Origin of the sequence: Pseudomonas jilinensis, assembly GCF_003586265.1 — a bacterium.
Taxonomy (GTDB): Bacteria; Pseudomonadota; Gammaproteobacteria; order Pseudomonadales; family Pseudomonadaceae; genus Halopseudomonas; species Halopseudomonas phragmitis.
Genome location: NZ_QJSA01000008.1, coordinates 79,179 through 105,903 on the forward strand (window position 1 = coordinate 79,179; position 26,725 = coordinate 105,903).

23 protein-coding genes are annotated in these 26,725 nt (G+C 59.3%); 6 read left to right on the plus strand and 17 right to left on the minus strand.

The window, feature by feature from the left end; genetic code table 11:
* Positions 1 to 92: 92 nt before the first annotated feature.
* Positions 93 to 3,248, minus strand: a complete 3,156-nt coding sequence (gene putA / locus C2846_RS10170) for a bifunctional proline dehydrogenase/L-glutamate gamma-semialdehyde dehydrogenase PutA (protein WP_119701382.1) — start codon at positions 3,246 to 3,248, stop codon at positions 93 to 95.
* A 223-nt stretch (positions 3,249 to 3,471) separates the two neighbouring features.
* Positions 3,472 to 4,242, minus strand: coding sequence for an AraC family transcriptional regulator (locus C2846_RS10175; protein WP_080050799.1), 771 nt, complete (start codon positions 4,240 to 4,242; stop codon positions 3,472 to 3,474).
* A 122-nt stretch (positions 4,243 to 4,364) separates the two neighbouring features.
* Here C2846_RS10175 and lon point away from each other — a divergent pair, with 122 nt between their 5' ends.
* Positions 4,365 to 6,773: an endopeptidase La gene (gene lon, locus C2846_RS10180; RefSeq protein WP_080050800.1), complete on the plus strand. Its 2,409-nt coding sequence runs from the start codon at positions 4,365 to 4,367 to the stop codon at positions 6,771 to 6,773.
* Positions 6,774 to 6,849: 76 nt separating this feature from the next.
* Here the strand turns inward: lon and C2846_RS10185 are convergent, their stop codons facing one another.
* Positions 6,850 to 8,766, minus strand: a complete 1,917-nt coding sequence (locus C2846_RS10185) for a type IV pilus assembly protein FimV (RefSeq protein WP_119701383.1) — start codon at positions 8,764 to 8,766, stop codon at positions 6,850 to 6,852.
* Between the two features lie 296 nt (positions 8,767 to 9,062).
* Here C2846_RS10185 and cmoA point away from each other — a divergent pair, with 296 nt between their 5' ends.
* Together cmoA and cmoB are read left to right on the plus strand one after the other, a co-directional pair.
* Complete coding sequence (gene cmoA, locus C2846_RS10190) at positions 9,063 to 9,806, plus strand: carboxy-S-adenosyl-L-methionine synthase CmoA (protein ID WP_080050802.1); 744 nt, start codon at positions 9,063 to 9,065, stop codon at positions 9,804 to 9,806.
* Positions 9,799 to 10,770, plus strand: coding sequence for a tRNA 5-methoxyuridine(34)/uridine 5-oxyacetic acid(34) synthase CmoB (gene cmoB, locus C2846_RS10195; protein WP_080050803.1), 972 nt, complete (start codon positions 9,799 to 9,801; stop codon positions 10,768 to 10,770). The genes cmoA and cmoB overlap by 8 nt, the downstream gene beginning before the upstream one ends.
* 218 nt (positions 10,771 to 10,988) lie before the next feature.
* Here the strand turns inward: cmoB and C2846_RS10200 are convergent, their stop codons facing one another.
* From C2846_RS10200 to C2846_RS10215, 4 genes are all read right to left on the minus strand, one after another.
* Positions 10,989 to 11,783: an acyl-CoA thioesterase gene (locus C2846_RS10200; protein ID WP_095624323.1), complete on the minus strand. Its 795-nt coding sequence runs from the start codon at positions 11,781 to 11,783 to the stop codon at positions 10,989 to 10,991.
* Positions 11,784 to 11,873: 90 nt separating this feature from the next.
* Entirely contained in the window at positions 11,874 to 12,554 is a 681-nt protein-coding gene (locus C2846_RS10205) for a hypothetical protein (protein WP_119701384.1), read from the minus strand.
* Positions 12,544 to 13,566 carry a TIGR01620 family protein gene (locus C2846_RS10210; protein ID WP_119701385.1) on the minus strand — a complete coding sequence of 341 codons (1,023 nt, stop codon included), beginning with the start codon at positions 13,564 to 13,566 and terminating at the stop codon, positions 12,544 to 12,546. Before C2846_RS10210 ends, C2846_RS10205 begins: the two co-directional genes overlap by 11 nt.
* Positions 13,566 to 14,921, minus strand: coding sequence for a YcjX family protein (locus C2846_RS10215; RefSeq protein ID WP_165443803.1), 1,356 nt, complete (start codon positions 14,919 to 14,921; stop codon positions 13,566 to 13,568). Before C2846_RS10215 ends, C2846_RS10210 begins: the two co-directional genes overlap by 1 nt.
* An 81-nt stretch (positions 14,922 to 15,002) precedes the next feature.
* Between C2846_RS10215 and C2846_RS10220 the strand changes: the two genes are divergently transcribed.
* Positions 15,003 to 15,404: an NINE protein gene (locus tag C2846_RS10220; RefSeq protein ID WP_095624327.1), complete on the plus strand. Its 402-nt coding sequence runs from the start codon at positions 15,003 to 15,005 to the stop codon at positions 15,402 to 15,404.
* A gap of 69 nt (positions 15,405 to 15,473) precedes the next feature.
* Positions 15,474 to 15,830: a 6-carboxytetrahydropterin synthase QueD gene (gene queD / locus C2846_RS10225; protein ID WP_080051746.1), complete on the plus strand. Its 357-nt coding sequence runs from the start codon at positions 15,474 to 15,476 to the stop codon at positions 15,828 to 15,830.
* Positions 15,831 to 15,836: 6 nt separating this feature from the next.
* On the opposite strand, the gene C2846_RS10230 is transcribed toward queD, so the two are convergent.
* Together C2846_RS10230 and rnd are read right to left on the minus strand one after the other, a co-directional pair.
* On the minus strand, positions 15,837 to 16,130 hold the full coding sequence (locus C2846_RS10230) for a YcgL domain-containing protein (RefSeq protein ID WP_080050809.1): 294 nt from the start codon (positions 16,128 to 16,130) through the stop codon (positions 15,837 to 15,839).
* Positions 16,127 to 17,275 (minus strand): ribonuclease D, encoded by a 1,149-nt coding sequence (gene rnd, locus C2846_RS10235; RefSeq protein ID WP_420849038.1) that lies wholly within the window; start codon positions 17,273 to 17,275, stop codon positions 16,127 to 16,129. Before rnd ends, C2846_RS10230 begins: the two co-directional genes overlap by 4 nt.
* Before the next feature lie 197 nt (positions 17,276 to 17,472).
* Between rnd and C2846_RS10240 the strand changes: the two genes are divergently transcribed.
* The gene (locus C2846_RS10240) at positions 17,473 to 18,918 is read left to right on the plus strand and encodes a methyl-accepting chemotaxis protein (protein ID WP_095624328.1); all 1,446 of its coding nucleotides are present in this window, start codon (positions 17,473 to 17,475) and stop codon (positions 18,916 to 18,918) included.
* A gap of 360 nt (positions 18,919 to 19,278) precedes the next feature.
* On the opposite strand, the gene C2846_RS10245 is transcribed toward C2846_RS10240, so the two are convergent.
* The 8 genes from C2846_RS10245 to trpA form a co-directional block, all read right to left on the minus strand.
* The gene (locus C2846_RS10245) at positions 19,279 to 19,557 is read right to left on the minus strand and encodes a ComEA family DNA-binding protein (RefSeq protein WP_080050811.1); all 279 of its coding nucleotides are present in this window, start codon (positions 19,555 to 19,557) and stop codon (positions 19,279 to 19,281) included.
* Positions 19,558 to 19,713: 156 nt separating this feature from the next.
* Complete coding sequence (locus C2846_RS10250; RefSeq protein ID WP_080050812.1) at positions 19,714 to 20,934, minus strand: O-succinylhomoserine sulfhydrylase; 1,221 nt, start codon at positions 20,932 to 20,934, stop codon at positions 19,714 to 19,716.
* 77 nt (positions 20,935 to 21,011) lie between these two features.
* The gene (purF, locus tag C2846_RS10255) at positions 21,012 to 22,517 is read right to left on the minus strand and encodes an amidophosphoribosyltransferase (protein WP_080050813.1); all 1,506 of its coding nucleotides are present in this window, start codon (positions 22,515 to 22,517) and stop codon (positions 21,012 to 21,014) included.
* 57 nt (positions 22,518 to 22,574) lie between these two features.
* On the minus strand, positions 22,575 to 23,057 hold the full coding sequence (locus C2846_RS10260; RefSeq protein WP_080050814.1) for a CvpA family protein: 483 nt from the start codon (positions 23,055 to 23,057) through the stop codon (positions 22,575 to 22,577).
* Positions 23,058 to 23,099: 42 nt separating this feature from the next.
* The gene (locus C2846_RS10265) at positions 23,100 to 23,696 is read right to left on the minus strand and encodes an SPOR domain-containing protein (RefSeq protein WP_080050815.1); all 597 of its coding nucleotides are present in this window, start codon (positions 23,694 to 23,696) and stop codon (positions 23,100 to 23,102) included.
* Positions 23,689 to 24,978 carry a bifunctional tetrahydrofolate synthase/dihydrofolate synthase gene (folC, locus tag C2846_RS10270; RefSeq protein WP_080051748.1) on the minus strand — a complete coding sequence of 430 codons (1,290 nt, stop codon included), beginning with the start codon at positions 24,976 to 24,978 and terminating at the stop codon, positions 23,689 to 23,691. The genes C2846_RS10265 and folC overlap by 8 nt, the downstream gene beginning before the upstream one ends.
* Complete coding sequence (gene accD / locus C2846_RS10275; protein ID WP_080050816.1) at positions 24,978 to 25,874, minus strand: acetyl-CoA carboxylase, carboxyltransferase subunit beta; 897 nt, start codon at positions 25,872 to 25,874, stop codon at positions 24,978 to 24,980. The genes folC and accD overlap by 1 nt, the downstream gene beginning before the upstream one ends.
* Positions 25,875 to 25,915: 41 nt before the next feature.
* Positions 25,916 to 26,719 carry a tryptophan synthase subunit alpha gene (trpA, locus tag C2846_RS10280; protein WP_080050817.1) on the minus strand — a complete coding sequence of 268 codons (804 nt, stop codon included), beginning with the start codon at positions 26,717 to 26,719 and terminating at the stop codon, positions 25,916 to 25,918.
* Positions 26,720 to 26,725 lie beyond the last annotated feature (6 nt).

Genomic DNA, 26,725 nt, shown 5'->3' on the forward strand with positions numbered 1-26,725 from the left:
AGTTGATCGAACAGTCCCTGTCCTGTTGATTATTAATGGGAAGAGTCCCCTGCTCCAAATACAACCGGCGCCCAAGGGCGCCGGTTAACAACTCAAGGTTCGCCATCACCCAGCGACAGCAGGCTGGCGTTGCCGCCTACCGCAGTGGTGTTGATGGTCCGCGTACGCTCAGTCACAAAACGCAGCAGATAGTGCGGGCCACCCGCCTTTGGACCCGTCCCGGACAGGCCCTGGCCACCGAAGGGCTGTACCCCGACCACCGCGCCGATCTGGTTACGGTTGATGTAGACATTGCCAATCCGCACCCGGCTATCGATATGCTGGGCGGTTTCCTCGTTGCGGCTATGGATCCCGAGGGTCAGACCGAAACCGGTAGCATTGATATCATCAATGACCTGGTCAAGCGTATCGTTGCGCCAGGTGATCACATGCAGGATCGGACCAAAATTCTCGCGATTCAGCTCGCCGATCCGGTTCAGACGGAAGGCTACCGGTGCCACGAAGTGGCCATCCAGCCCGTCGGGCATTGGCGTCTGCGCAATAAGGCGACCTTCGGCCTTGAGTTTTTCAACATGCCTGAGCAATCCTTCACGGGCTTCGGCGTCGATTACCGGCCCAAGATCGGTATCGCGGTTGGCCGGATCGCCGATATGCAGCTCAGCCATCGCCCCTTTCAGCAGTTCGATCACCCGTTCGGCGATATCTTCCTGGACATACAACACCCGTAGGGCTGAGCAGCGTTGACCGGCGCTGGTAAAGGCCGAGTGAACCACATCCTTGACCACCTGCTCAGGCAATGCCGTCGAGTCAACCAGCATGGCGTTCTGGCCGCCGGTCTCGGCAACCATGGGCGCAATTGCACCATCGCGGGCAGCCAGAGCACGGTTAATGATGTGCGCGGTCTGGGTCGAGCCGGTGAAGGCCACGCCAGCAATACGCGGATCAGCCGTAATCACGCTACCCACCTGGGCACCATCGCCCGGCAACAGCGCCAGCACCTGCGGCGGCAGACCGGCTTCGAGCATCAGTTCGATACAGCGTACCGCCACCAGGCTGGTCTGCTCGGCCGGTTTGGCCACTACGGTATTGCCACACACCAGCGCAGCCGCAACCTGACCCAGGAAAATCGCCAGCGGGAAGTTCCACGGGCTGATGCAGGCAAATACCCCACGGCCCTGCAAATACAGCTCGTTGCTTTCACCGGTCGGCCCCGGCAGCGTGATGGTAGCGAAGCGCGCGCGGGCCTGCAGCGCGTAATAGCGGCAGAAGTCCACTGCCTCGCGTACTTCGTCGATACCGTCCTGCAGACTCTTGCCCGCTTCACGGGTACACAGCGCCATCAGCTCGGCCATGTTTTGCTCAAGCAGATCGGCAGTGCGCTCAAGCACCGTGGCACGCTGGTCCACCGGTGTTGCGTTCCAGGCCGGGAAAGCGGCGGCCAACTGATCGATCGCTCCACGGGTCTGCTCGGCAGTGGCCCAGACAACCTCGCCGACCAGATGCGACAACTGATAAGGGCACTGTACCGGTCGGGCCTCACCGCTCAGGCGCTGGCCATTGACAATCGGTGCACCGCTCCAACGCTGGGCGAGGAACTTGTCGAGGTCTTCTTTGAGAGGGAGCCACTGGGTCATTACATTCATATTGATACCACGTGAGTTGCGACGGTCCGCCCCATAGATCATCGGCGGCAAGGGAATACGCGGGTTGGCCAGGCTCGCATGCCTGCGCAGGGCCACAGCCGGATGCTCGATCAGTGAATCCACCGGGACCCTGGGATCAACCAGCTTGTGCACAAACGAGGAGTTGGCACCGTTCTCCAGCAGCCGGCGTACCAGATAGGGCAACAGATCCTTGTGCGCGCCTACCGGGGCATAGATCCGTACAGTGCAGCCATGCTGCTCGATAAGAGTGTCGTACAGGGCATCGCCCATGCCATGCAGGCGCTGGAATTCATAGTCACGCTGGCCAGCCATGGCCAGGATGCAGGTGACTGTATGAGCATTGTGACTGGCGAATTGCGGATAGATCAGCCCGTCGGTCAACGGGCTAAGCAGGTAGCGAGCACAAGCCAGGTAGGACACATCGGTGGCTTCCTTGCGGGTAAAGACCGGGTAACCGCCAAGCCCGCCCTGCTGGCACAGCTTGATTTCGGAGTCCCAGTAGGCGCCCTTGACCAAGCGCACCGGAATCCGGTCACCCTGCTGTCTGGCCAGCAGAGTCAACCAGCACAGCACCGGCAACGCCCGCTTGGAATAGGCCTGCACCACCAAACCGAAGTTACCCCACCCCTTGACGTCCGGGTGGTTGTAGAGCTTGGCGAACAGCTTCAGCGAAAGCTCCAGGCGATCAGCCTCTTCGGCATCGATGGTGATCCCGACATCGCCCTTGCGCGCCTGACGCACCAGCTCCAGTACAGTTTCGCTCAGCTCTGCCAGCACTTGGGCTTCACGTGCCGGTTCGTAGTGCGGGTGCAAGGCCGACAGCTTGATCGAGATGGTTGGCTTGGGGCCCTTGCCCTGATAGTTGTCAGCCACCAGCGCGCCGATGGCGTCACTGTAGTCCTTGAAATACTTGGCGGCATCGGCACGGGTCAGAGCCGCTTCACCAAGCATGTCGAACGAATAGGTATAACCGGCATCGCGCTGCGGCTTGCCGTTCTTCAAGGCTTCCTTGATGGTACGCCCGAGCACGAACTGGCGACCCATGATTTTCATTGCCTGCATCATCGCCGCGCGAATCACCGGCTCACCGCTACGCTTGATCAACCGCCCGAGGATAGTTCCCGGGGTACCGTCTTCGCGCTTATCCAGATTGACCACCTTGCCGGTCATCACCAGGCCCCAGGCAGCGGCGTTGACCAGCGTGTGTTCGCTCTGGCCGACGTGTTTATCCCACTGCGCGGCATTGAGCTTGTCGCGAATCAGAGCATCGGCGGTTTCGCTGTCCGGCACCCGCAACAGGGCTTCGGCCAGGCACATCAACATGATCCCTTCCTGGGTGTCGAGGCTGTACTGCTGTAACAGCGCATCAATGCTATCGACGGCGTTGTCACGCTTGCGGACGCTTTCGATCAGACCCCGGGCACGCTGCGACAGGGCAGCATGATCCTCTGGCTCAGCCAGGGTCAGCAACTCTTTGAGGTACTCGCCCTCGTCGACTGCATAATTGTCACTGAGGACCTTGAGGAATTCATCAGGTTGGCTGGTCAGGAAGGCACCTTCCAGCACGGCACTGGCTTTGAACATAGGACTCGCTCCACAGATTCCCAACCACATGCTGGCAGACATGGCTGGTGCACAGAACACGTCTTTCTACTAACCCTAGACCAAGGTCAGACGTTTGACGTAATACATTGTTTTGGGCCGACACCGTCAGGCGGGGGACAGGCCAGATGGGAATGTAGAAGCGAGGCGGGTGAAAATCTTGTCAAAAACTGGGGGATTTTTGCAAAAAACTCTGAGATAGCACTCAGAGTGGGCTCGACAGGCGCAATTTGCGTGGTGTCAACCCGGTATGCCGGCGAATCGCATGGGTCATGGCGCTCTGGCTGGAAAAGCCGCAACGACTGGCAATTTCGGCTACCGGTAGCGAGGACTCGCGCAACAACCTGCCCGCTTCATCCAGCCGCACATTGAGTACGAACTGATGCGGCGTCAGACCGCTGACCTGCTTGAACAGTGCGAAGAAATGGCTGCTGCTGACACAGGCACATGCCGCAAGCTCAGCAACACTGACCGGTCGATCCAGGCGTTCACGGACATAACGTTCGATACGCTCCAGATCGATGACCGAGGCCGAGCGCAATGGAATAGGCGTAGAAAACAGCCGGTCATGCAGGCTATGCAACAGGATGCCGCCCAGATGCCAGGCCATCGGCGAATCACTGGCATCCGGACCACCAAGCGCCTGGGCAGCGAAGTCCAGCAAACTCTGCATGCGCTGATCCAGACGCACGAAACGTGGCTTATCGAACAGCCGAGCCAACTGCTCTTCCTCTACGCCGCCAGGGCCTGGGCCCTCGGTCAGCAGGTCGAGAATCAGCATGTGGTTGTTGCCCCGGCCGGAAAACGCATGCATCTCATGCCCCGGTACCAGGCATGCGTGCAGCCGGTTAACCGCACCACCCTGCCCCATGACCTCAAAATCGGCACAACCATCCAGCCCGACGATCAATTGATGTTGAGCATGGGCATGGGTAGCACTTTGCACCGGCAAGTCGAGAATGCGGGTCTTGATCATGATGGCTGTGAGTTGAAGTGAAATTCCATCTTAGTCCTAGAACCGCCCCGCCTCAACCATTGAAATCCCTGACCGCTACCTCCACCTATTCGGTAAGGTTCATGTCACACAGGGTGTAATCAATGAGCGACCAGGAAGACTTTCAGGCGGATGTAATCGAGCAGGATGAAACCACTGACGACCAGCCGGGGACTGGGCTGGTGTTGCCGGACCAGCGCTTGCCCGAGCGCCTGTACCTGATACCGATCAACAACCGCCCCTTCTTTCCCGCCCAGGTAATGCCGGTTGTTGTCAATGAGGCGCCTTGGGCGGAAACCCTCGAACGGGTGGCCAACACTCCACACCAGAGTCTGTCGCTATTCTTTATAGACAGCCCCGGCACCGACCCGGAACAATTCAGCCCTGAACAGCTGTCACTGACAGGCTGCGCGGTGAAGGTACATCACGCCAGCCGTGGCGACGGCAAGATGCAGTTCATCGCCCAAGGTCTGACCCGAGTGCGGATTACCCAATGGCTAAGCCGCAAGCCGCCCTATCTGGTAGAGGTCGAATACCCACAAGCCCCGGCGGACGAGCGCAACGAGGTGCGTGCCTACGCGATGGCCCTGATCAATGCGATCAAGGAACTGCTGCCGCTCAACCCGCTATACAGCGAAGAGCTCAAGCACTATCTCAACCGCTTCAACCCCAACGAGCCCTCACCGCTGGCCGACTTCGCCGCCGCACTGACCACGGCCAAAGGGCCGGAGCTGCAGGACGTACTCGATACCGTACCCGTTCTGCGCCGTATGGAAAAGGTACTGGTGCTATTGAAGAAAGAAATCGACGTAGCCCGTTTGCAGGGCGAAATCAGCGCCGAGGTCAACCGCACCATCAGCGAACATCAACGCAAGTTCTTTCTCAAGGAACAGCTCAAGATCATTCAGAAAGAGCTGGGCTTGTCCAAAGACGACCGCACCGCCGATATCGAGCAGTTTCAGGAGCGCCTTCAGGGCAAAATCCTGCCCGAAGCCGCCAGCCGCCGAATTGAGGAAGAGCTGAACAAGCTTTCGGTCCTGGAAACCGGCTCGCCTGAATACGCGGTAACCCGCAATTACCTGGACTGGGCCACCGCCATGCCCTGGGGCCTTGAGCACCAGGACCGCATCGATATAAAACAGGCCCGCAAGCTGCTGGACCGTGACCATGACGGCCTGGAGGATGTGAAACAGCGGATTCTGGAGTTTCTCGCCATCGGCAGCTTCAAGGGCTCTGTAAGCGGCTCAATCATCCTGCTGGTCGGTCCGCCCGGGGTCGGCAAGACCAGTATTGGCCGCTCGATCGCCGAAAGCCTGGGCCGTCCGTTCTATCGTTTCAGCGTCGGCGGCATGCGCGACGAGGCCGAGATCAAGGGGCATCGACGCACTTATATCGGAGCCATGCCCGGCAAGTTCGTCCAGGCGCTCAAGGAGGTCGAGGTGATGAACCCGGTGATCATGCTCGACGAGATCGACAAGCTTGGCGCCAGTCATCAGGGCGACCCGGCCTCAGCCTTGCTCGAAACCCTCGACCCAGAGCAGAACAGTCAGTTTCTCGATCACTATCTGGATCTGCGTCTGGACCTGTCTAAGGTGCTGTTCGTCTGCACTGCCAATACCCTGGACAGCATTCCCGGCCCGCTCCTCGACCGTATGGATGTGATCCGCCTGTCCGGCTACATCACTGAGGAAAAACTGGAGATCGCCAAACACCACTTGTGGCCAAAACAACTGACCAAAGCCGGGCTACGCAAGAGTCAGTTACGTATTACCGACAAGGCCCTGCGCCAGGTGATTGAAAGTTATGCCCGCGAGGCCGGGGTGCGCAACCTGGACAAACAGTTGGGCAAGTTGGTGCGTAAATCGGTCATGCGTCTACTGGAACACCCGGATGACAAGCTCAGTATCAAACCCGACGATCTGGCGAACTTGCTCGGCACCCCGGCCTTTCGCAAGGAAAAGAAACTCAAGGGTGTTGGCATCATCACCGGGCTGGCCTGGACCGCCATGGGTGGAGCCACCCTGCCGGTCGAGGCTAATCGCATTCACACCCTGAACCGGGGATTCAAGCTGACCGGGCAACTGGGTGAGGTGATGAAGGAGTCAGCGGAAATTGCCTACAGTTACCTGTGCGCCAACCTCAAAAGCTACCAGGCCGACAAGAGTTTCTTTGACGAGGCCTTCGTGCATTTGCATGTGCCTGAAGGAGCCACACCCAAGGACGGCCCCAGCGCCGGCATCACCATTGCCAGCGCACTGCTGTCCCTGGCACGTAACCAGTCGCCGCGCAGCGGCCTGGCAATGACCGGCGAGATCACCCTGACCGGACATGTGTTGCCGGTAGGCGGCATCCGCGAGAAAGTGATTGCTGCACGCCGCCAGTCAATCCATGAGCTGATACTGCCCGAGGCCAATCGCGGCGATTACGAGGAGCTACCTGAATACCTGCGAGACAACATGACGGTGCATTTTGCCGGCCATTTCAAGGACGTGGCCAAACGCCTGTTTGACTGAGGCTGTCCAACCTAATCCAGCCTAACAATAAAAAGGGGCACCCCTGAGTGCCCCTTTCACTCTCCCACGCCGAGCCCTAGCGTCGTTCAGATTTGTGCGGCTCGTCGTGCTCCCACTCCTCCACATCAGGCAGATCATCCAGGCTGACATCGAAGTCGTCATCCACCGCTTTTGGTGGCTGCTTGCTACGCACAGGCTGCGGCCCCAGTGCGTCGAGCAGGTCCACGTCCAGATCCAGCTTGAAGTCTTCAAGGTTCAGGCGGACATCATCCTGCGCCTCCTGCTCGGCTGCGCGCGGGGTTCTGGACGGCTGCTCCAACTCATCATCCATCAGCAGCGGATCCAGGTGATCGACCCGCTCGACCATATCGGTCTCAACTTGGGCCAGCAGTGCAGGGAAGCGCATTTTCAACTGATCGATACGCTCCATGTCGGCTCCCAACGCCAGCGCTTCGCGCTCCTGTGCGGCAAAGGCCGGGCGGTCACACAATTCAGCCAGCACCCGCAGCAACCTGTAGCGCAGATCAAGACGCTCAGGTTGTGTGGCAATGGCCTTATCCAGCAATACGCGGGCCTCAGCAAACCGCCCATAGGTGATATAAAGCTCCACCCCGGCCAACGGGTCGGTTGCCGGTTTCGGCTGAGCCGGCGCAGGCTGGCGTACCCTCACTGAGCCGGGCGCGACCTGCTCGCGCGGGCGGATAGCCGGCATGGGAATCGATTCCGGCTCGGCTGAAGCCTTCCTGCGCATACCGAACAGCAAGCCAAGCACAGCCAGTCCCAGCCCGACCAGGATTGGCCACCAACTGAACCAGCGTTCCAGGCTGCTCGATGTCACCTGTGCACCCAGTCTATCGTCCATCAGCCCGGCTGCCGGCAAAACACCCAGCGCCCCCGGATTCGGATCATCCGATCCCTGTACCGAACTCTGAGCCCCAGGCTCCGCGCCCGCTACTGCAAGCAGCGCACCCGCCGCAGCCGACTCTTCAAATGCGGCCTGCTCCAATGCCCGCGCCTCGCGCAGCACTTCGAGCTCAGCCTGCAGACTGGCGATCTGGGAGTCACGATTATCCAACTCGCTAAGCAGCACACTGAAGCGCGTCTCCAGCATGCTTAGGCGATCACGCAACTCCGCCGATTCATTGGCTGCAGGCTCCAACGCATCGATTCGCAAACGATCAGCGCTCGCAACCGGCTCGGCAACCGTTGCGATCGACTCCGGCTGACTGTCCAGCGGACGCTGGGCCGGCGGCGCAGCTGAAAATCCCAACTGCTCAGCGGTCGGCAACACCAACGCCTGCCCCTGGCGCAAACGGTTGATGTCTCCGTCAATAAAGGCCTGAGGATTCAAGGCGCGAATCGCCAGCATGGTTTGTCGCACACCAGCACGCTCATCAGGACGGTAGCGTTCGGCAATCGCCCACAGGGTATCACCCGCCACGGTCTGATATTGCGCAGCACCCGGCTGCGGTTGCAAATCGGGCAGTGCCAGCGCAGCTGGCGCCGGTTGCACTGGACGTGAGACTGGCGTCTGGACGCTTGATCGGGTCTGGGCCGCAGCAGCTACCGGTTGACTGATGCCCGGTCCCGGACTGTACAGCGGCGGATCAAGCAGCACGGTATATTCACGCAGCATGACCCCATTGGGCCGGCGCAACTCAACCAGGAAGTTCAGATAAGGCTCGCGTACCGGCCAGTTGGATTCAACATCGATGAATAGACGATTGTTGCGCAGCACCGGGACGAAACGCAGGTCGGTGAGAAAATAAGGTCGCTGAATGCCTGCTTGATCGAAAGCCTGCTGGTCAGCCAGACGAACCCGAATATCCTCAGGTGTCACGCCACTACTGCCATGCAACTCAATAGTGGCCTTGAGGGGTTCGTTGAGCGCCGACCCCAAAGCAATGTCACCCAGCCCCAGCGCATTGGAGATTCCGGCATACAAAGCCGCCACGGTGGCGACTCCCAATACAACCCGGTGTTTGGCAGGCATACCTTAATCCCTTGTTGTTCAATGACCCCAGCTTGGCGGAGTCTTATTCACGGAGCACCCAGGGCAATACCATTATGCCACTACAAATCCCAAAAACGAACACACCATCGCCACGTTTTTGGCGAAACAGAGCAAAAACTCATCCGATCGACAAATGACAGTCACATACAAAGCCAAGCCTATAGTTATATAGCTAGACGCCAGTACCGAGACCGTCAAGCTGCGACCGGCAAATCCTCCCAAGCCTGGCGACTTGCGGTAGAATCGGCTCCCGGCCCGTCAACACTAAATGCCTCATGAATGATGTAGACAAACTGTTCGCCCAACCACTGACCAAGGTTAGCGACTTCGTGTTCGATCACGACGTAGCTCGGGTATTTCCCGACATGATCAAACGTTCGGTCCCTGGCTATCCGACCATTGTCGAGACGATCGGCCTGATTGCCGGGCAGCATGCGGGGCCGCACACACTGATTTACGACCTGGGCTGCTCGCTTGGCGCCGCCACTCAGTCCATGCGCCGGCATGTGCGCAGTCAAGGCTGCCGCATCATTGCAGTGGACAATGCCCCAGCCATGGTCGAGCGCTGCCGTGAATACCTCAGTGCCCAGTCGGCCATGACTGAAGAACTGACCCCGGCCGAAGTGATCGAGGCAGACATTCTCGAGCTGCCCCTGCAGCCCTGCTCGGTGGTAGTGCTGAACTTCACCCTGCAGTTCATCAATCCAGAGCTGCGCTTGCCCCTGCTCAGCCGCATTCGTCAGGCACTCAAACCGGGCGGCATATTGCTGTTGTCGGAAAAGTTGCGTTTCGATGACCCGGATCAGCAGCAACGCCTGGAAAACCTGCACTACGCCTTCAAACGGGCCAACGGCTACAGTGAGCTGGAGATCGCCCAGAAGCGCAGCGCGATTGAAAACGTCATGCGCCCAGACACTCTGGATACTCACCTGCAACGCCTCCAGCAGGCCGGCTTCAGCCAGGCGCATAGCTGGTTTCAATGCCTCAATTTCTGCTCGATGATCGCCACTTGTGATTGACTATCAACCGCTTTTCCACGCCCTGCGCAACACCCCACTGGAACACTGGCTGGATAACCTGCCACAGGCCCTGAACCAGCGGCTGGACACAACCAATCATGGCGATCTGGCTCGCTGGCAGGCGGCACTGGAACAGATTCCGTCACTGCCGCAAGCGTCCATTGAGTTGCAGCACGGAGTGCGCATCGGGCACCCGGAGGCCATCGACGAGTCGACCCAAGCAGCTCTGCGCCAGGCCTTGCAAGGTCTGCATCCATGGCGCAAGGGGCCGTTCGAGCTGTTCGGGGTTCATATCGATACCGAATGGCGTTCGGACTGGAAATGGCAGCGCGTCGCCCCGCACCTTGATCTGCGCGGCAAGCGAATTCTGGATGTTGGCTGTGGCAACGGCTATTACATGTGGCGGATGTGGCAGGCAGGCGCCCAACTGGTTGTCGGCGTTGACCCCAACCTGCTGTTTCTCAATCAATTTCTGGCAATCCGTCGATTCATGCCTGAGGCGCCGGTCTGGCAACTGCCCTTCACCCTTGAAGAGTTGCCGGAGCCGACCGATGGCTTCGACGCGGTGTTCTCCATGGGTGTGCTGTATCACCGACGCGCGCCTATCGACCATCTGTTACAGCTCAAGGCCTGCCTGCGCCCCGGCGGTGAACTGGTGATGGAAACACTGGTGGTTGAGGGCGACGCGCAACAATGTCTGGTGCCCGAAGACCGCTATGCGCAAATGCGCAACGTCTGGTTCCTGCCTTCAGTCCCGCTGCTTGAGCGATTCCTGCGCCGGGCAGGCTTTCAGGATGTGCGCTGCGTGGACCAGGCTCATACCAGCACCGAGGAACAACGCAGCACCGACTGGATGCGTTTTCAGTCACTGCCTGACTTTCTTGACCCGGAGAATCCGGCACTGACCCGCGAAGGCTATCCTGCACCCTTGCGGGCAGTGATACTGGCCCGCAAGCCCGGCTAAGAGGGTATTTACAAATTACTGCGCTCGGCTTAGGGAAACACTGATTAAATCAGTTCGGTGTTGGCCCAATTGTCGCTGACCTGTTCTGGACACGCCGTGAACCCATCCATGGGGGCTTGGCGATGCCCATCCGGGGCATCGACAGTCCAGAACAGGTCAGCGCCAACCGGGCTACTGGGCTGGTGTGCAATTAATCAGTATTCCCTTTTGGACTGCGCTCAGCCGAAAACCGCAACCGTTTGCCGGCTAATCGCGACCAACGCCCCATCCTCGCGCCAGACCATCGCTCCGGCATGCCCGTAGCCATCCCGGGCATGCTCAATACTGGCTTTGTAGAGCAGCCAGTCGGTATTACCAAGGGCTGGCTGAGGCTGCACAAACTCGATGGTCCAGGTCAGCGAGCTGGCTGGAGCGCGCTCGGCGAGATGCGGCAGCACTGCCGGTGGCCAGACATCGACCAAGCCAAGAATATGCGCCTCGTGAACCTCTCCCTCATCCTGTCGAAAGCGCATCCAGCCGCCCATATCGCGCTTGCGGCTGCGACTGAACGGCAGATCGCCAAAACACCAACGCAGATTGAAGTGTTTGAGAAAGACCGGACTCAGACCTTCGATATACGGCGTATCGACATACTGATCAGGTGCTTTGACCTCAGGAGGCGGCTCAGCCACGACATTAACCACCGACTCCCGCGCCGCGCCGAAGCTACCCTGAATGATGCACATCACCTGGCCATTCTGACGGGCCATGCCGAGCATCTGGCTGACTGCCTTGCCCTCACGCAATACCTCTGCTTCAACCATCATCGTCTCGCCCGGCGCCACCGGCCCGACGAACGTGATCGCCAGCGAACGCACCGGACGCCCAGCCGGAACTTTCTCACGCATGCCCTGGTACACCAGCGCCGCCACCAGGCCGCCATAGCCGGCCCGGCCTTGAGCCCAGTCGGGCGGAATAGTCACCTGGTTGTCGGGCGAGCGGGACAGAGCGGCAAGCAATTCTGCAAAGGTCATCAATAGCTTCCTTGGGATCAATATCCTTGCATGTTAATGCCCGGCGCAGCGTATTCGCATACTCATTGGTGCACTGAATGGCCCACTATCTCAGGACTGCCTGCGCAGCCCCGACAACCAGCCCAGTGCCAGCCAGGCCGCAGGTATCTCCGGCCAGTCGTGCTCGCCCAGGCCCGCCAGGTCATAACCCGGCACCCCGGCCCGGGCCAACAAGCGTTCATGCCACCAGCGCAGGCATGCCCCGCTACCCGGCTCAAGCTGCCTGGCCAGGGTCATGCGCAGGCGCATGGGCAACGACAACAGCAAGCGCTGCTCAACCGCGAGAAAGATTTGCCGTTCATTCTCCAGATAGGCCGCTTCAGCGGCAGCCGAGAGGTTCAGTTGCTGAGCCAAAATCAGTAATTGGCGGGCATACTCGCGGTGACTTTGCAGTGGGTCAAGGCGGCTGCGCCAATCCAGTTGCAAACGCTCTACGGCCTCGGTCAGGGTATGCACCCCCGCGCTTGGTGCATCGAGCAACACCGCCAGCCAGCGGCGCTGCAGCAGTGACAGGCCTTGCAGCAACAGCAACAACTCGGCGCTGCTGGAACCCGGCTTTGGGCGCCAGTCGCCGACTTCAGAATCGGCGACCTGGAGCAGCCGTGCACAGCGTTCCGGCCATTCAGTCGGCCCCAACTGGCGACGCATGCTGTGCCATTGTTGCTCGAGCACCTCAACACCCTGCTGCAGCCAGCGCCCGGCCTGCTGCCGGGCCGTGCGCTTAGCCCTCATCCTTACCTCCGGTCAAACGCTCACGAATTGCCTGAATGATGCCCCGATTATCTTCAGCCAGCATGCCCTGATCATCCGCGGGCACTGCCCGGCACAAGTCCAGGGTGAAATGTCCCAGCCGTGAACTGTACAGGCCAACACCAATCCCCTGCCCGACCCGAGCCGCCAGTTTCTCCATCAAGCCAGACAGCAAACTGTCGCTCAATGCTCCGATAGCCATCTCGGTACCGCCAGCCAAAGCGATATTGCGTAGCACATGACGGGCCAGTCGCCAGCGTCCTAGCTGCCCCATTGGAATGCCGAACAGTTGCGCCAGCTTCTGCATCATCCGGACATTGCGCCAGACCACCAACAGCAGATCGACCGCCACCCAGGGGCTGGTCGCCACCAGCATCCCGGTTCCAGTCGACTCGCGCCGGATCAGTTGCCGTGCCTGCAGGTCCAAAACCTGATAGAACTCCTGGTTCAGCCGGTGCCGAACTTCTTCAGGACTGTGCGAGACATCCAGCGTGGCACAACTGGCACGCACGGCCTGTGCCAGCGGGGTGTCCCGGTACAGAGTCTGCAAACGCTCCAGCCAGTCGAGCGACAGGCGAGCCCCGGGCTCGCGCAGTGCCAACTGCATTTCCCGACGCAATTGCTCCAATTCGGTCAGCCGTAGGCGCTGACGCCGAATATCACGCCAGGCCAATGCCGCAGTGCCGGCCAGGGCCAACCCCAACCCGCCAAGCAGCACACCGGCCAACGGCTGCCAGCTCCAGGCATCCAGGGTCCAGCGTCCCCACTCGAAGGCAGCCCCGCCCAGGACCAGCGCAAGAACCGAGCGCCCTAGCCGGCCTGGCCAAGGGCTGGTCGGTGGCGGGTTGAGCGTGTCCGGCAATGCCGGTTCGGTCTCAGGCAGTTGGCTGGCCAACTGTTCGGCCGGCACATCGCCAATGATCCGGGTGGCTGCGTCCGCCCCTTGTTGCTCGGTTTCCCAGCGCTCGAGAATACGGGTTTTGTCCTGACTCATCAGCCATCACCCTCCAGGGTCCAGTCAATCAGATCATCCATCCGGTAATGGGCAAAGGGCTCATTGCGGTGCAGCCCCGTTGGCGGGCGCAGGCGCAGCAGTTCAGGCCCTTGCACGTTCAGGTCCAGCGGCAGATGCTCGGGAATATGTCCTGGCTGGTAACGCACCCCGCCGCTTTGGCCATCCAGCGCCGCGACCAGCGCATCGCCCTCCTGACGCGCGGCACGGATCGCCGCCAGCGGAAAGCCCTTGACCTCCACACCACCATGGCGAACTTCCGACAAGCTGTCAGTCAACAGGTCTTCCAGGCACTGCTGAACCGCTCGCTGCTGGCTCGGCGCGACCTGATCCACCTTGCTGGCGCAGACCGCCAGGCGCTCGATACGCGGCTTGAACCAACGCTCCAGCAGGCTGTTGCGACCATAGCGAAAACTGTCCAGCACCGCCTCCAGCGCCGCCTTGAGATCCACCAGCGCAGCCTGTCCGGCATCCATAGGGGTAAGCATGTCGACCAGCAGGATCTGCCGATCCAGAGTACTGAAATGCTGGTCATAAAAGCCTTTGACCACATAGTCGCGGTAGTAGTCGAACCGGGTACTGCACTGATGCCACCAACTGCCGGACTCGCCTTGGGTATGCTGATTGACCGCCGGCAACGGAACGAACTGCAGCATCTCTGCCGCCACCCCTTGGCCTGGCAGCAAAAATCGTCCCGGCTGGTTGCGCGACAACCCCGCATCAGCTCGGCAGCGGTGCAGGAACGCGGTCCATTCTGTCGTAAGCTCGGCCAGCAGCCCGGCATCAACCGGGGCCAACGGATCAATCGCGGTCAGACGTTCGAGTAACGGCCCCGCCAATGATCGGCGAGGCTCCTGACTCAGCCAGCCCTGAAGCTGTTCACACCAGCGGCCATAGTCGAGTCCGAGCAATGGCAGATCCAGCAGCCACTCCCCCGGGTAGTCGATGATTTCGATATGCAAGGTCCGACTGCCCTGAAGTTTGCCCAGCAACCCGTGGGGGCGAAAACGCAGATCTATCACCACCCGTGACAGATCGCTGGTCGACTCCGGCCAGCGCGGCGGATCTGCTGCCAACGCAGCCAGTGCCGAAAGATAGGGAAACGGCTGCTCAACCCCGTCGCGCTGCCAGCGTACCGATTCCAGCCGGTCAAACGGCGGACGCCGGGCCAGCAGCCCACGCTGATGGTTTTCCAGCTGGTTGATAAAGCTGGTAATGAAGGTGGTTTTCCCGGCGCCACTCAGCCCAGTCACGCCAATGCGAATTCGCTGACCGGTCAAGCGTTCGGCCTGATAACGCACCTGCTTGAGCCAGTTCACAGTTTTCGCTTTCACCATACGGGCACTCCCTGAGGCATCCATGGTCTATTGGGGTCTACGATCAGTATCATACAGGCACAATCCCGGAGGACACCGCCTATGGCTTACTCTGATACGCACAGCAAGGTGATTGGATATCTGCTGTGGATCTTTGGTTTCATGGGGGCCCACCGGTTCTACTATGGCAAGCCATGGACCGGCACGCTCTGGTTTTTCACCTTGGGACTGCTGTTCATTGGCTGGATTGTCGACTTGTTCCTGATTCCGAAAATGGATCGGGAAGCCGATCACCGTTTTCGTAGCGGGCCGATAAACTTCAACTTGACCTGGGTGCTGCTGACCTTTCTCGGCATCTTCGGTGCCCACCGACTGTATATGGGCAAATGGATCACCGCCATTTTGTATTTCTTCACTGGCGGCCTGCTGCTGCTCGGGGTGCTGTACGACTACTGGACACTGAACGAGCAGATATCCGAGAAAAATATGCAGCGCTCCTGGTAAGCGCCGCGGTGTTGCCGCAGGCTCAGATCCAGTAAACTGGTGGCCTTTCAATCAGCAGGCATCAATGGCGTGGAAATCTTCAAGGAATTTACTTTCGAAGCGGCACACAAGCTGCCGCACGTTCCGACTGGGCATAAATGTGGCCGACTGCACGGGCACTCGTTCCAGATAGCCATTCATATCAGTGGCGAGGTTGACCCGCACACCGGCTGGATCCGCGACTTCGCCGAGCTCAAGGCGGTGTTCAAGCCCATCTATGACCAGCTCGACCACCACTACCTTAACGACATTCCCGGGCTCGAAAACCCAACCAGTGAAGTAATTGCCAAGTGGATCTGGCAACAGCTCAAGCCGCAGCTGCCGGAACTGTGCCAGATTACCATTCGCGAAACCTGCACCAGCGGATGCATCTATCGCGGTGAGTAAACCCCGCTATAGCGGATCATTAAGGCGCAGCAACTCTTCGGGCAAATGCTCGATGTACTCTTCTTCAGCCGGCGGCATCTGCAGGTGGAACCCCTGCCCCTGCAGATTGTCCAGCACAGTCTGAATCTCTTCCTGAGCCAGCTTGCGCTCAGGGCTCAATACCAGATCCAGACTGTGCTCGGGCTTGCCGAACACCTGCAGCAGCGCTTCTGGCACTTCACTCAGGCCCTTTTGACGCGGCACATACAGATACATGCCAGGCTTGCGCCGACTACGATAAATCGAACACAGAACTTTCATGCACTCTCCTGAGCCGTGGCATTGGCCACGGCCAACAACTCATCACCCATCAGGCGTCGCCGCCACCCAGTCAGCTCTGGCGGCAACTGGTAGGGTCCGTTGGGATAACCGCTACGCACCAGGCTTTCCAGCACTTTTTTACGCAGCATCAATTCCGGGGCAATCCCTAACCGCTCGGCATGCGTCTGGCCAACTTTGCGCAAAGCCTTGAGCAATCGGTTGGCATCCGCCGGCAACGGCTCAGGCAAACGCTCGGGCCATTGATCCTCCGGCATCGCCTGACCTTGACGAATCAGAGCCAGTAGGGTCTGACCATCATGCCGGACGGTGCGCGGATGCATGTCCTCAATACGCGACAGTGCCTGGAGGTTGTCCGGCTGATACTGGGCCAGCGGATACATTGCCCGTTCGCGAAGCAGCCGATTGCGCGCCTGATCACGGCGCCTGGCCTCACGCTCACGCCAGCTTGCCAAGACCTTGAGAACCGCCAGTTGCGACGGCTTTAAGCGCCAGGCCTGTTTAGTCTGCTGGTAAGCCAGTTCGGGGTCGGTCTCGGCGGTGCTGACTGCCACCTGCTCGGCTGTATCTTCCAGCAGCCAGTCGCGCAAGCCTGCTGCATCAATACGTGGCGCCAGAACCTGATAGAGCTCAGCCAGATGCACCGCATCACGGGCTGCATAATCAATTTGAGCCTCGCTCAGCGGGCGTTGCAGCCAGTCTGAACGGGTTTCATCCTTGGGCAAATCGATACCCAGCAGACTCAGTACCAGCCGCGAATAACCCATGGAGAAATCCATACCCAGGTAAGCCGCAGCCAGCTGGGTATCAAACAGCGGCGCTGGCGTGGCACCACACAGGTGCTGAAACACCTCCAGATCCTCGCTACAGGAGTGCAGCACCTTGGTAACCGCCGGGTCACGCAGCAGCTCTACCCAGGGGCTCCAGTCACTGATTTTCAACGGGTCAATCAGGTAAGCCTGACGTCCGTCGCCGACCTGCAACAGCCCGGCTATGGGGTAAAAGGTCTCGGTACGAACAAACTCGGTATCCACTGCCACATAGGGCAGTTGTCGCCAGCGCTCGCACCAGGCAGCCAGCTCGGCGTCCTGGTCGATCATCAAGGGTTGAGCCAGAGGCGGTGTCATATATCTGTTCCTTAAACCAGGGCAACAGTATAACCGATCGTCTGCCAGCCCGTGCGGCCGATGCTCCGCAGCAAGAGAGTCACGAATAGCTGTCAAGATTGACCGGGATCAACCGATACAGTTCATGGATCAGCAATAATTGCCAAAATCCGGCCCTTGGCCACCATCAAGGTCGGGTAACACTGCTAGGAGCCTGCATGGTCGTTCTCCAACACATCCCCCTCAAATACAAGTTTTGGGCGGTCAATGGCGTTACTTTTTTCAGTACCTTGCTACTGGTTCTGGTTGCCTTGTGGGTCGAGCAAGGGAGCCTGCACGCTGAGCGCCAACGCGTTGGCGAGCAACTGGTGCATCAAGCCGCGCAGGTCAGGCTGACAGAGTTTGAACCTATTGCCGCCGGCGGACGCTATGCCCGCCTGGAACAAGGCCTGGGCACCAGCCCGCGCTGGTTCCCGGTCGAGCAACTGGTAGCCACCGACCAGGACCGCCTGCTCGGGGTCTGGGCCCTGCGCCAGAACGAACAGGCCCTCCTTCTTGGAGTGAAACGCCAGGACTACCTTGAACTGCTGCTGGACCGTGCACCCTTTTACGCGCTGGTGGTCTTTGTCCTGATGGTCGGCGTACTGCTGGTATCACAATTGTTGATTCTGTTCATCACCCGCCACCTTCATGCATTGCGTGACGTTATGCAGAAGGTTCAGGAAAGCGGCGACCTGACCCTCAGGGCTCAGGCCAGCTCACGCGATGAGGTCGGTGCCATGGCGCGCGCCTTCAATGCTATGCAGGATGCCCAGCAACAGGTAGTTGGTGCTGTGCGTAAGGCAGCCGAGGAACTTGACCAGGGAGCCAGCCAATTGGCCGGGCTGATGGCGCGAGTCAATGACGGTATGATCAGCCAGCAGAGCGAAACCGACATGGTGGCAGCTGCCGTCAATGAAATGAGTGCGACGGTTCAGGACATTGCAGCCAATGGCGCCACTACCCGCGACCAGTCCGGCCAAGCAGATGAACTGGCCCGCCAGGGACGTGATCAGGTGCTCAAGGTCAGCGAAACCATCACCGGCTTGGCTACCAGCATCGAGCGTTGTACTCAGCATATGCAACGACTGGAGGGTCACAGCAAGGAAATCAGTGGCGTGGTAAGAGTGATCCGCGACATTGCCGAGCAAACCAATCTTTTGGCGCTCAACGCCGCCATCGAAGCAGCCCGGGCCGGGGAATCCGGTCGCGGCTTCGCCGTGGTCGCTGACGAGGTCCGCGCCTTGGCCCAGAGAGTCCAGAATTCCACCGATGAAATCCAGCGCATGATCGAAGCCTTGCAGGGAGGTACCCGCGATGCCGTCGCGGACATGCAAGCCAGCGCCGAGCTGACCCATGAGTCGGTTGAGCAGGTTGAAGAGGCCGGTACCTCCCTGAGCCGCATCACCACGGCAGTCAGCCAGATCCGTGACGGGAACAGTGAGATTGCCTCAGCGGTAGAACAGCAAAGTGAGGTCGCCGAATCCATCACCCAAAGTGTGGTACAGATTCGCGATGTGACCGAGCGTACGGTCGAGCAAACCCAGCAAAGCGCCGCCACCAGCCAGCAACTGGCTGCCCTGGCGCATCAATTGACCTCGGCCGTAAGCAAACTCAAAACCTGAGCGGTGTGCGCTCTGAGCGAGTCACGGGCAGGTTCATTTGCCCGTGACATGCTCATTACGGAAACACTGATTAAATCAGTTTCGGTGTTGGCCCAATTGTCGCTGACCTGTTCTGGACACGCTGTAAATCCCCTCCGGGTCCGGCCAACCGATCACAGATCGGTCGGCGTTTGGCTGCACACGAAGCATGCTTCGTAAACGCTTGCCTCACCCCTCTACGCTCTTAGATGCCATCCGACCGCCAGGGATGGCGGAAGTGTCGAAAATGCAGGAGCAATTTTCGACACTGGCATCTAACGGTCCAGAACAGGTCAGCGACAACCGGGCTACTGAGCTTGCGTGCAATTAATCAGTGTGTCCTTACTGCAGACTGATCCGCTCGCGATTACGCTCGACAGTGGCCTGGCCGATGCCCTTGACCCCGGCCAGTGATTCGACCGATTCGAACGCGCCGTTCTCATCACGGTAGGCAACAATCGCCTGGGCCTTGGACTCCCCAACCCCCTGCAACACTTCGGCAATTTCCGCGGCACTGGCGTGGTTGATGTTGACGACCGGGCCAACCGACTGTTCGGCCAAAGCCGGCACAGCAACCCAGGTAGACATGACGAACATAACTGCGGCAAAAAGTTTGCGCATAAATTGATTCCTCTCCATGTGATTGAATGCCGTACAGCCGGGCGACTGCCTGCGATTTCCTTCGCACTCCCTGCGGCTTGCCAAGACTAAACAAAACGGCGCCCGGAGCAAGCTCGCGGACGCCGTCTTGTGAAACAATTGGCAAATATGTCTCAATTAGCTATTTGCCACCGCCTCCAGGCCACGCTGCAGATCGGCACGCAGATCCTCAACATCCTCCAGCCCCACCGCAATACGGATCAGCCCTTCGCGGATTCCTGCTGCTTCACGAGCCTCCACACTCAGGCGCCCGTGTGTAGTAGTGGCCGGATGGGTGATAGTACTTTTGGCATCGCCCAGGTTGGCGGTGATCGACAGCAACCGGGTGGCATCGATAAACCGCCAGGCCGCCTCACGACCACCCTTGAGTTCAAAACTCAGCACGGCGCCAAAGCCTGACTGCTGGCGCTTGGCCAATTCATGCTGCGGATGACTAGGCAGGCCGGCATAGTAGACCTTATCGATCCCAGGCTGGCACTCCAGCCACTCAGCCAGGCTCTGGGCGCTGGCACAATGGGCATTCATTCGCAGCTTCAAGGTTTCCAGCCCCTTGAGAAATACCCAGGCATTGAACGGACTCAAGGTTGGGCCGGCAGTACGCAGGAAGCCGACAACCTCCTGCATGTGCTCCCGGCGCCCGGCAACCACACCACCCAGACAGCGGCCCTGACCATCGATATACTTGGTTGCCGAGTGGATAACGACATCTGCCCCCAGGGCCAGCGGCTTCTGCAAGGCCGGAGTACAGAAGCAGTTATCGACGACCAACAAGGCCTCCTGCCCTTTGGCCACATCGGCCAGGGCGGCGATGTCTACCAGCTCGGCCAATGGGTTGGACGGCGACTCGACAAAGAACAAACGAGTGTTGGGCTTGCAGGCGGCCTGCCAGCCAGCAATATCGGCTAAAGTAACGTAGTCGACCTCGATACCGAAGCGCTTGAAATACTTCTCGAACAGGGTCACGGTGGCGCCAAATACGCTACGCGAGACCAGAATGTGGTCGCCCGCCGAACACAGACTCATCACCGTCGACAGAATTGCTGCCATACCGGAAGCGGTACCCACCGCTTGTTCAGCCCCTTCGAGCGCAGCAATACGCTCCTCGAAAGTACGTACCGTAGGGTTCATGTAACGTGAATAGACATTGCCCGGCGCTTCGCCAGCGAAGCAGGCGGCGGCATCCGCAGCACTGCGAAAGACATAGCTGGAGGTCAGAAACAGCGCCTCGCCATGTTCGGCCTCCGGACCTCGACGCTGACCGGCACGCACCGCCAGTGTATCGAAACCGGCATCGAGCAGATCGCTGTCGAGCCGCCCGGCATCCCATTCAATAGTCATTACCTTCCCCTTGCCGCCAGGCGTCTCCCAAGGTCATTGCTACGCAGCAATGACCGGTTTCCGAGATGCCCTATTGCTCAATTGTTGTGCAGGTCAATAATCGCGTTGCCGATTTCCGACGTGATCTTGGCCGCATCATTGCGCGCCTGCTCGATCTTGCCCAGATACGCCTCATTGACGTCGCCGGTGACGTACTCACCGTTGAACACCGAACAGTCGAAATCATGGATATTGGGGTTACCCTCACGCACCGCCTCGACCAGGTCATCAAGATCCTGATAGATCAGCCAGTCAGCACCGATCAGCTCAGCCACTTCTTCGGTACTGCGATCATGAGCGATCAGCTCGTGGGCGCTGGGCATGTCGATGCCGTAGACATTAGGGTAACGGACCGCCGGAGCCGCCGAGCAGAAATAGACCTTATTGGCACCCGCTTCACGGGCCATCTGAATGATCTGCTTGCAGGTGGTACCACGCACGATGGAGTCATCGACCAGCAGAACATTCTTGCCACGAAATTCCAGTTCGATCGCATTGAGCTTCTGGCGCACCGACTTCTTGCGCGCCGCCTGGCCAGGCATGATGAAGGTCCGGCCGATATAGCGGTTTTTGACAAAACCTTCACGGAACTTAACGCCCAAGTGGTTGGCCAGCTCGACTGCCGAGGTCCGACTGGTATCAGGAATCGGAATTACCACGTCAATCCCGTGGTCCGGGCGCTCATGGGCAATTTTCTCGGCCAGCTTTTCCCCCATGCGCAGGCGTGCCTTGTAGACCAGAATCCCGTCGATCATGGAGTCCGGACGCGCCAGGTAGACATGCTCAAAGATACACGGCGAATACACCGGGTTGTCGGCACACTGACGAGTGAAGATTTCGCCCTTGTCAGTGATATAAACCGCCTCGCCGGGTTCCAGATCACGAATCAGCTCAAACCCCAGAACATCCAGCGCCACGCTTTCCGAGGCGATCATGTACTCGATGCCGGTCTCGGTTTCCCGCTTGCCATAGACAATAGGCCGGATTGCCCAGGGATCGCGGAAACCAACGATGCCATAGCCGGTGATCATGGCAATTGCAGCATAGCCACCCCGGCAACGATCGTGCACGCCTCGTACTGCATTGAAAATATCCTCTTCGCCCGGTTGCAGCTTGCCACTGCGGGCCAGTTCATGGGCGAAAACGTTGAGCAGCACTTCAGAGTCGGAGTTGGTATTGACGTGGCGCAGATCCGATTCGTAGATCTCACGCGACAACTGCTCGACATTGGTCAGGTTGCCGTTATGCGCCAGGGTGATGCCGTAAGGCGAGTTGACATAGAACGGCTGGGCTTCAGCCGAACTGGAGGAACCCGCTGTCGGGTAGCGCACATGACCCATACCCATGTTGCCCACCAGCCGCTGCATGTGACGCTGCTGGAAGACGTCTCGTACCAGACCGTTATCCTTGCGCAGGAACAGCCGGCCCCGATCACAGGTTACGATGCCGGCGGCGTCCTGGCCGCGATGCTGCAGGACGGTCAGGGCGTCGTAGAGCGCCTGATTGACGTTCGACTTGCCCACAATGCCAACAATGCCACACATGCCTAAACACCCTTACGTTGAATGTGTAAAACAGCCGTATCCGGAAGGATACCCACATCAGCTACCGAAAAAGCCGAGAATCGTGTTCTTGGACCAATCGGCAACCAGCAAAAAATGAGGAATCAGCTCGGACTGTGTCCACCAGATATCACCCTCGACAGGGGCCAGGCTTAGCAGGCCAATAACCACCACGACCAGTAACACACCTCGGGCCGCACCGAAAATCATACCGAGAAAGCGGTCAGTCCCGCTCAGCCCCGTCACCCTGACAAGTTGACCAATCAGATAATTGATCAACCCACCCAGAATCAGGGTCAACACGAACAGAATGGCACAGGCAACGATAACCCGTAGCGATGGCGTTTCTATGTAGCCTGTGAGCAGATCAGCCAAAGCGCCGCCAAACATCCAAGCGACCAGCCCGGCGATCACCCAGGTCAACAATGACAGCGCTTCCTTGACGAAACCACGCGCAAGGCTGATCAAGGCGGAGATAGCTATAACACCGATGATCAACCAGTCGACCCAGACGAATGTCACTACAGGCTACCCGATAACGAAAGAACGCTATTCTAACAGACTCTAACGCGCACGAGTATTCGCATCATAGGCAACCACCAACCCCTGGTTACCATGCTTGCGGGCCAGTTCATCGCGCAAGCTGTTGGCTGCAGCACGCTCGACTAACGGCCCGACATAAACCCGCGTGATGCTACGCCCGTCAACCTGGACCGTAAGGGTGTAGGCGTTATAGCCTTCGCTACGCAGGGTTTGACGGAAGCTTTCGGCGTTGGCGGCATTGGAGAAGCTGCCGAGCTGGATTACCCAGTCGCCAGTCACTGTGACCGGAGCAGCAGGTGCGGGAGCAGCAGGAGCTGACACCGGCGGCTCAGGTGCAGCAGTTACAGCAGGAGCTGGCTCGGGAGCCGGTGCGACAGGAGGGAGTTCGGTAGGCAGGTCAGCGCCCGGCTCGGGTATTTCGGCGACCTCCGCCGGCTCAGGCAACTCAATCGGCGCTGCCACCTCAATTGGACGAGAGTCCAGCACAGGAGGCTCTGGCACTTCAACCTCAACCCGAACCGTTTCATCTTGCCCGGACAACAGCATCGGCAGGAATACCACCGCCGCAATGATCAATACCAGCGCCCCAATGATGCGCTGCTTCAGACCTTCATCCATCGATCGGCTCCTGTGTCTGTTCAGAAAGCCAGAGTATGGCCTCTGCGACACAGAAAAACGACCCAAAAATCACGATCTCACTGTCAACCGGGGTTTGTTCGAGCTGGGCAACGATAGCCTCAGCCACCGAGTTGCATGACTTGGCCTCAGCCCCCTGCCTCGCCAGCACTTGCGCCAGGACAATGGCCGAGCAACTACGCGGGCTTGGCAAGGGCGCAGTCAACCACTGGGAAAACTCACCAAGCAGCGGTTCGACAACCCCTTGCATGTCCTTGTCGGCCAACAGCCCGAATACCGCCACGCGCGATCGGGGTCGCCGACGCAGTTCGCGGGCCAGAAAACTGGAAGCCTGGGGGTTGTGCCCGACATCAAGACACAGCTCTCGCCACTGTCCGCGCCACAGCACCCGGCGCCGATCCACTCGTCCGGGCACATGCGCTTTGCGCAGCGCCTGAGCCAGCAGCGGGTCGGGCAAATCCAGTCCAGCGGCCCAGAACGCCTGGAGCGCCCCGGCCAGGTTGTCTCGCGGCAGACTGACCGCCGGCAACTCGACCCGCCGCTGCCGCCCCTTTGCATCCACGCCCTGCATACACCAGGCACCCTGCTCCAGCGCTGACCAGTGATAATCCCGGTCAAGTAGCAGCAGGCGAGCATCCAGGCGTTGCACCTCAGCCATAAAGGTATCGGGCAGATCGGTTTCACCAGACACCACCGGCCGACCGGCACGTATGATCCCAGCCTTTTCGAAAGCTACCGACTCACGGCTGTTGCCCAGAAACTCCTGGTGATCGAGACCAATGCTGGTGACTACTGCGATATCGGCATCGACCACGTTGACCGCATCCAGCCGCCCGCCCAGACCGACTTCCAGCACCACAGCATCCAGCCCGGCACGCTGAAACAGCCAAAGCGCCGCCAAGGTGCCAAACTCGAAATAGGTTAGGGAAATATCATCGCGCGCCGCTTCGACCGCACCAAAGGCCTCGCACAGCTCAGCATCGCTTGCCTGCTGACCATTAATGGTTACGCGCTCGTTGTAATGCAGCAGGTGGGGAGAACTGTACACGCCGGTCCGCAGACCGGCGCATTGCAGCAGACTACCAAGAGTGGCGCAGGTCGAGCCCTTGCCGTTGGTGCCAGTAACCGTAAACACCAGAGGAGCCGGCTTGAGTACTCCGAGCCGGCCAGCAACCTGACCGACTCGTCCCAGCCCCATATCGATGTCTTTAGGGTGCAGCTTTTCCAGACGCGCCAGCCAGTCGGCCAGCGACAACTCGGCGATCAAGCGTCCTCAACGGCGGCGGCCGCCTCCCGTTCAGGGGCTGGCTGCTGAGTGAACATCGACAGCAGACTGGCAAGACGATCACGCATTTGATGACGCGAGACAATCAGGTCCAATGCACCGTGCTCAAGCAGAAACTCACTGCGCTGGAAACCTGGTGGCAGTTTTTCGCGAACAGTCTGCTCAATCACCCGCGGCCCGGCAAAGCCGATCAGTGCGTTGGGCTCGGCGACATTCAGATCACCCAGCATGGCCAAGCTGGCCGACACACCGCCATAGACCGGATCGGTCATGACCGAGATATAGGGAATGCCCTCTTCCCGCATCTTGGCCAGCGCAGCACTGGTTTTAGCCATCTGCATCAGCGAAAACAGCGCTTCCTGCATCCGTGCACCACCCGAGGCCGAGAAGCACACATAGGGAATACGTTCCTGCAGGGCGATTTCCGCACCACGTACGAAACGGGCACCGACCACACTACCCATCGAACCGCCCATGAAGTTGAACTCGAAGGCACTGGCTACCAACGGCATCCCCTTGAGCTTGCCCTTCATGACCACCAGTGCGTCTTTCTCGCCAGTGTCCTTTTGCGCAGCAGTGATACGATCCTTGTACTTCTTGCTATCACGAAACTTCAGCCGGTCGACCGGTTCCAGCTCGGCAGCTACTTCGCTGCGGCCTTCTGGATCAAGGAATACGTCCAGGCGGCGACGAGCGTCGATACGCAAGTGATGGTTGCACTTGGGGCACACATCCAGGTTCTTTTCCAGTTCCGGGCGATAGAGCACCGCGTCACAGGACGGGCACTTGCGCCACAGCCCTTCCGGCACGGTGCTCTTCTTTGCCTCGGAACGCACGATGGAAGGAATCAGTTTGTCCACCAGCCAGTTGCTCATCGCCAATCCTTATCTTGTCAGTTACACCAATTGGGTGGCTCTCAACGATCCATCGCCGCCCGCATTTCGCGGATGATCGAGGCAATGGCTTCGCGAGCCTTGTCCGGTTCTTGCTGATGGGCGGCAATCTGATTGACCAGCACAGAGCCGACAACGACTCCATCGGCCACCTGAGCCACTGCGGCTGCCGAGCCCCCATCACGAATACCAAAGCCGACACCGATGGGCAGATCGGTGACGCTACGCAGCTTTTCAAGTTTGGCTGCTACATCGGTGACGTCCAATGCACTGGACCCAGTCACACCCTTGAGTGAAACATAGTAAATATAGCCGCTGGCTTGGGCACAAATTTTCTTCGCCCGCTCCAAAGTCGTAGTTGGCGACAGCAGGAAAATACTATCCAGCCCTTGCTCACGGAACAGCACGGTGACCTCTTCGCCTTCTTCCGGCGGCAGGTCCACAGTCAATACCCCGTCAACCCCGGCACTGGCTGCAGCCTGGGCAAACTCGGCATAGCCCATGCGCTCGACCGGATTGAGATAACCCATCAGTACCACCGGGGTGGTCTGGTCACGTTCACGGAACTGGCGCACCATCTCCAGCACCTGGACAAGGCTGACCTTGTGGGCCAACGCCCGCTCCATGGCCAACTGGATGACCGGACCATCGGCCATTGGGTCGGAGAACGGAATACCCAGCTCAATCACGTCCGCCCCGGCCTCGACCAGCGCGTGCATCAGTGGCAGTGTCATCCCCGGCTCAGGATCGCCAGCGGTGATGTAGGGAATCAGGGCCTTGCGGCCGGAAGCCTTGAGAGCTTCAAAACAGGCTTGAATTCGACTCATGGTGTA

Bases quoted from the DNA above. Each gene is read 5' to 3' on its own strand.
- putA (WP_119701382.1), bottom strand. From the start codon at position 3,248: ATGTTCAAAGCCAGTGCCGTGCTGGAAGGTGCCTTCCTGACCAGCCAA.
- C2846_RS10175 (WP_080050799.1), bottom strand. From the start codon at position 4,242: ATGATCAAGACCCGCATTCTCGACTTGCCGGTGCAAAGTGCTACCCAT.
- lon (WP_080050800.1), top strand. From the start codon at position 4,365: ATGAGCGACCAGGAAGACTTTCAGGCGGATGTAATCGAGCAGGATGAA.
- C2846_RS10185 (WP_119701383.1), bottom strand. From the start codon at position 8,766: ATGCCTGCCAAACACCGGGTTGTATTGGGAGTCGCCACCGTGGCGGCT.
- cmoA (WP_080050802.1), top strand. From the start codon at position 9,063: ATGAATGATGTAGACAAACTGTTCGCCCAACCACTGACCAAGGTTAGC.
- C2846_RS10200 (WP_095624323.1), bottom strand. From the start codon at position 11,783: ATGACCTTTGCAGAATTGCTTGCCGCTCTGTCCCGCTCGCCCGACAAC.
- C2846_RS10205 (WP_119701384.1), bottom strand. From the start codon at position 12,554: ATGAGGGCTAAGCGCACGGCCCGGCAGCAGGCCGGGCGCTGGCTGCAG.
- C2846_RS10210 (WP_119701385.1), bottom strand. From the start codon at position 13,566: ATGAGTCAGGACAAAACCCGTATTCTCGAGCGCTGGGAAACCGAGCAA.
- C2846_RS10215 (WP_165443803.1), bottom strand. From the start codon at position 14,921: ATGGTGAAAGCGAAAACTGTGAACTGGCTCAAGCAGGTGCGTTATCAG.
- C2846_RS10220 (WP_095624327.1), top strand. From the start codon at position 15,003: ATGGCTTACTCTGATACGCACAGCAAGGTGATTGGATATCTGCTGTGG.
- C2846_RS10230 (WP_080050809.1), bottom strand. From the start codon at position 16,130: ATGAAAGTTCTGTGTTCGATTTATCGTAGTCGGCGCAAGCCTGGCATG.
- rnd (WP_420849038.1), bottom strand. From the start codon at position 17,275: ATGACACCGCCTCTGGCTCAACCCTTGATGATCGACCAGGACGCCGAG.
- C2846_RS10240 (WP_095624328.1), top strand. From the start codon at position 17,473: ATGGTCGTTCTCCAACACATCCCCCTCAAATACAAGTTTTGGGCGGTC.
- C2846_RS10245 (WP_080050811.1), bottom strand. From the start codon at position 19,557: ATGCGCAAACTTTTTGCCGCAGTTATGTTCGTCATGTCTACCTGGGTT.
- C2846_RS10250 (WP_080050812.1), bottom strand. From the start codon at position 20,934: ATGACTATTGAATGGGATGCCGGGCGGCTCGACAGCGATCTGCTCGAT.
- purF (WP_080050813.1), bottom strand. From the start codon at position 22,517: ATGTGTGGCATTGTTGGCATTGTGGGCAAGTCGAACGTCAATCAGGCG.
- C2846_RS10265 (WP_080050815.1), bottom strand. From the start codon at position 23,696: ATGGATGAAGGTCTGAAGCAGCGCATCATTGGGGCGCTGGTATTGATC.
- accD (WP_080050816.1), bottom strand. From the start codon at position 25,874: ATGAGCAACTGGCTGGTGGACAAACTGATTCCTTCCATCGTGCGTTCC.
- trpA (WP_080050817.1), bottom strand. From the start codon at position 26,719: ATGAGTCGAATTCAAGCCTGTTTTGAAGCTCTCAAGGCTTCCGGCCGC.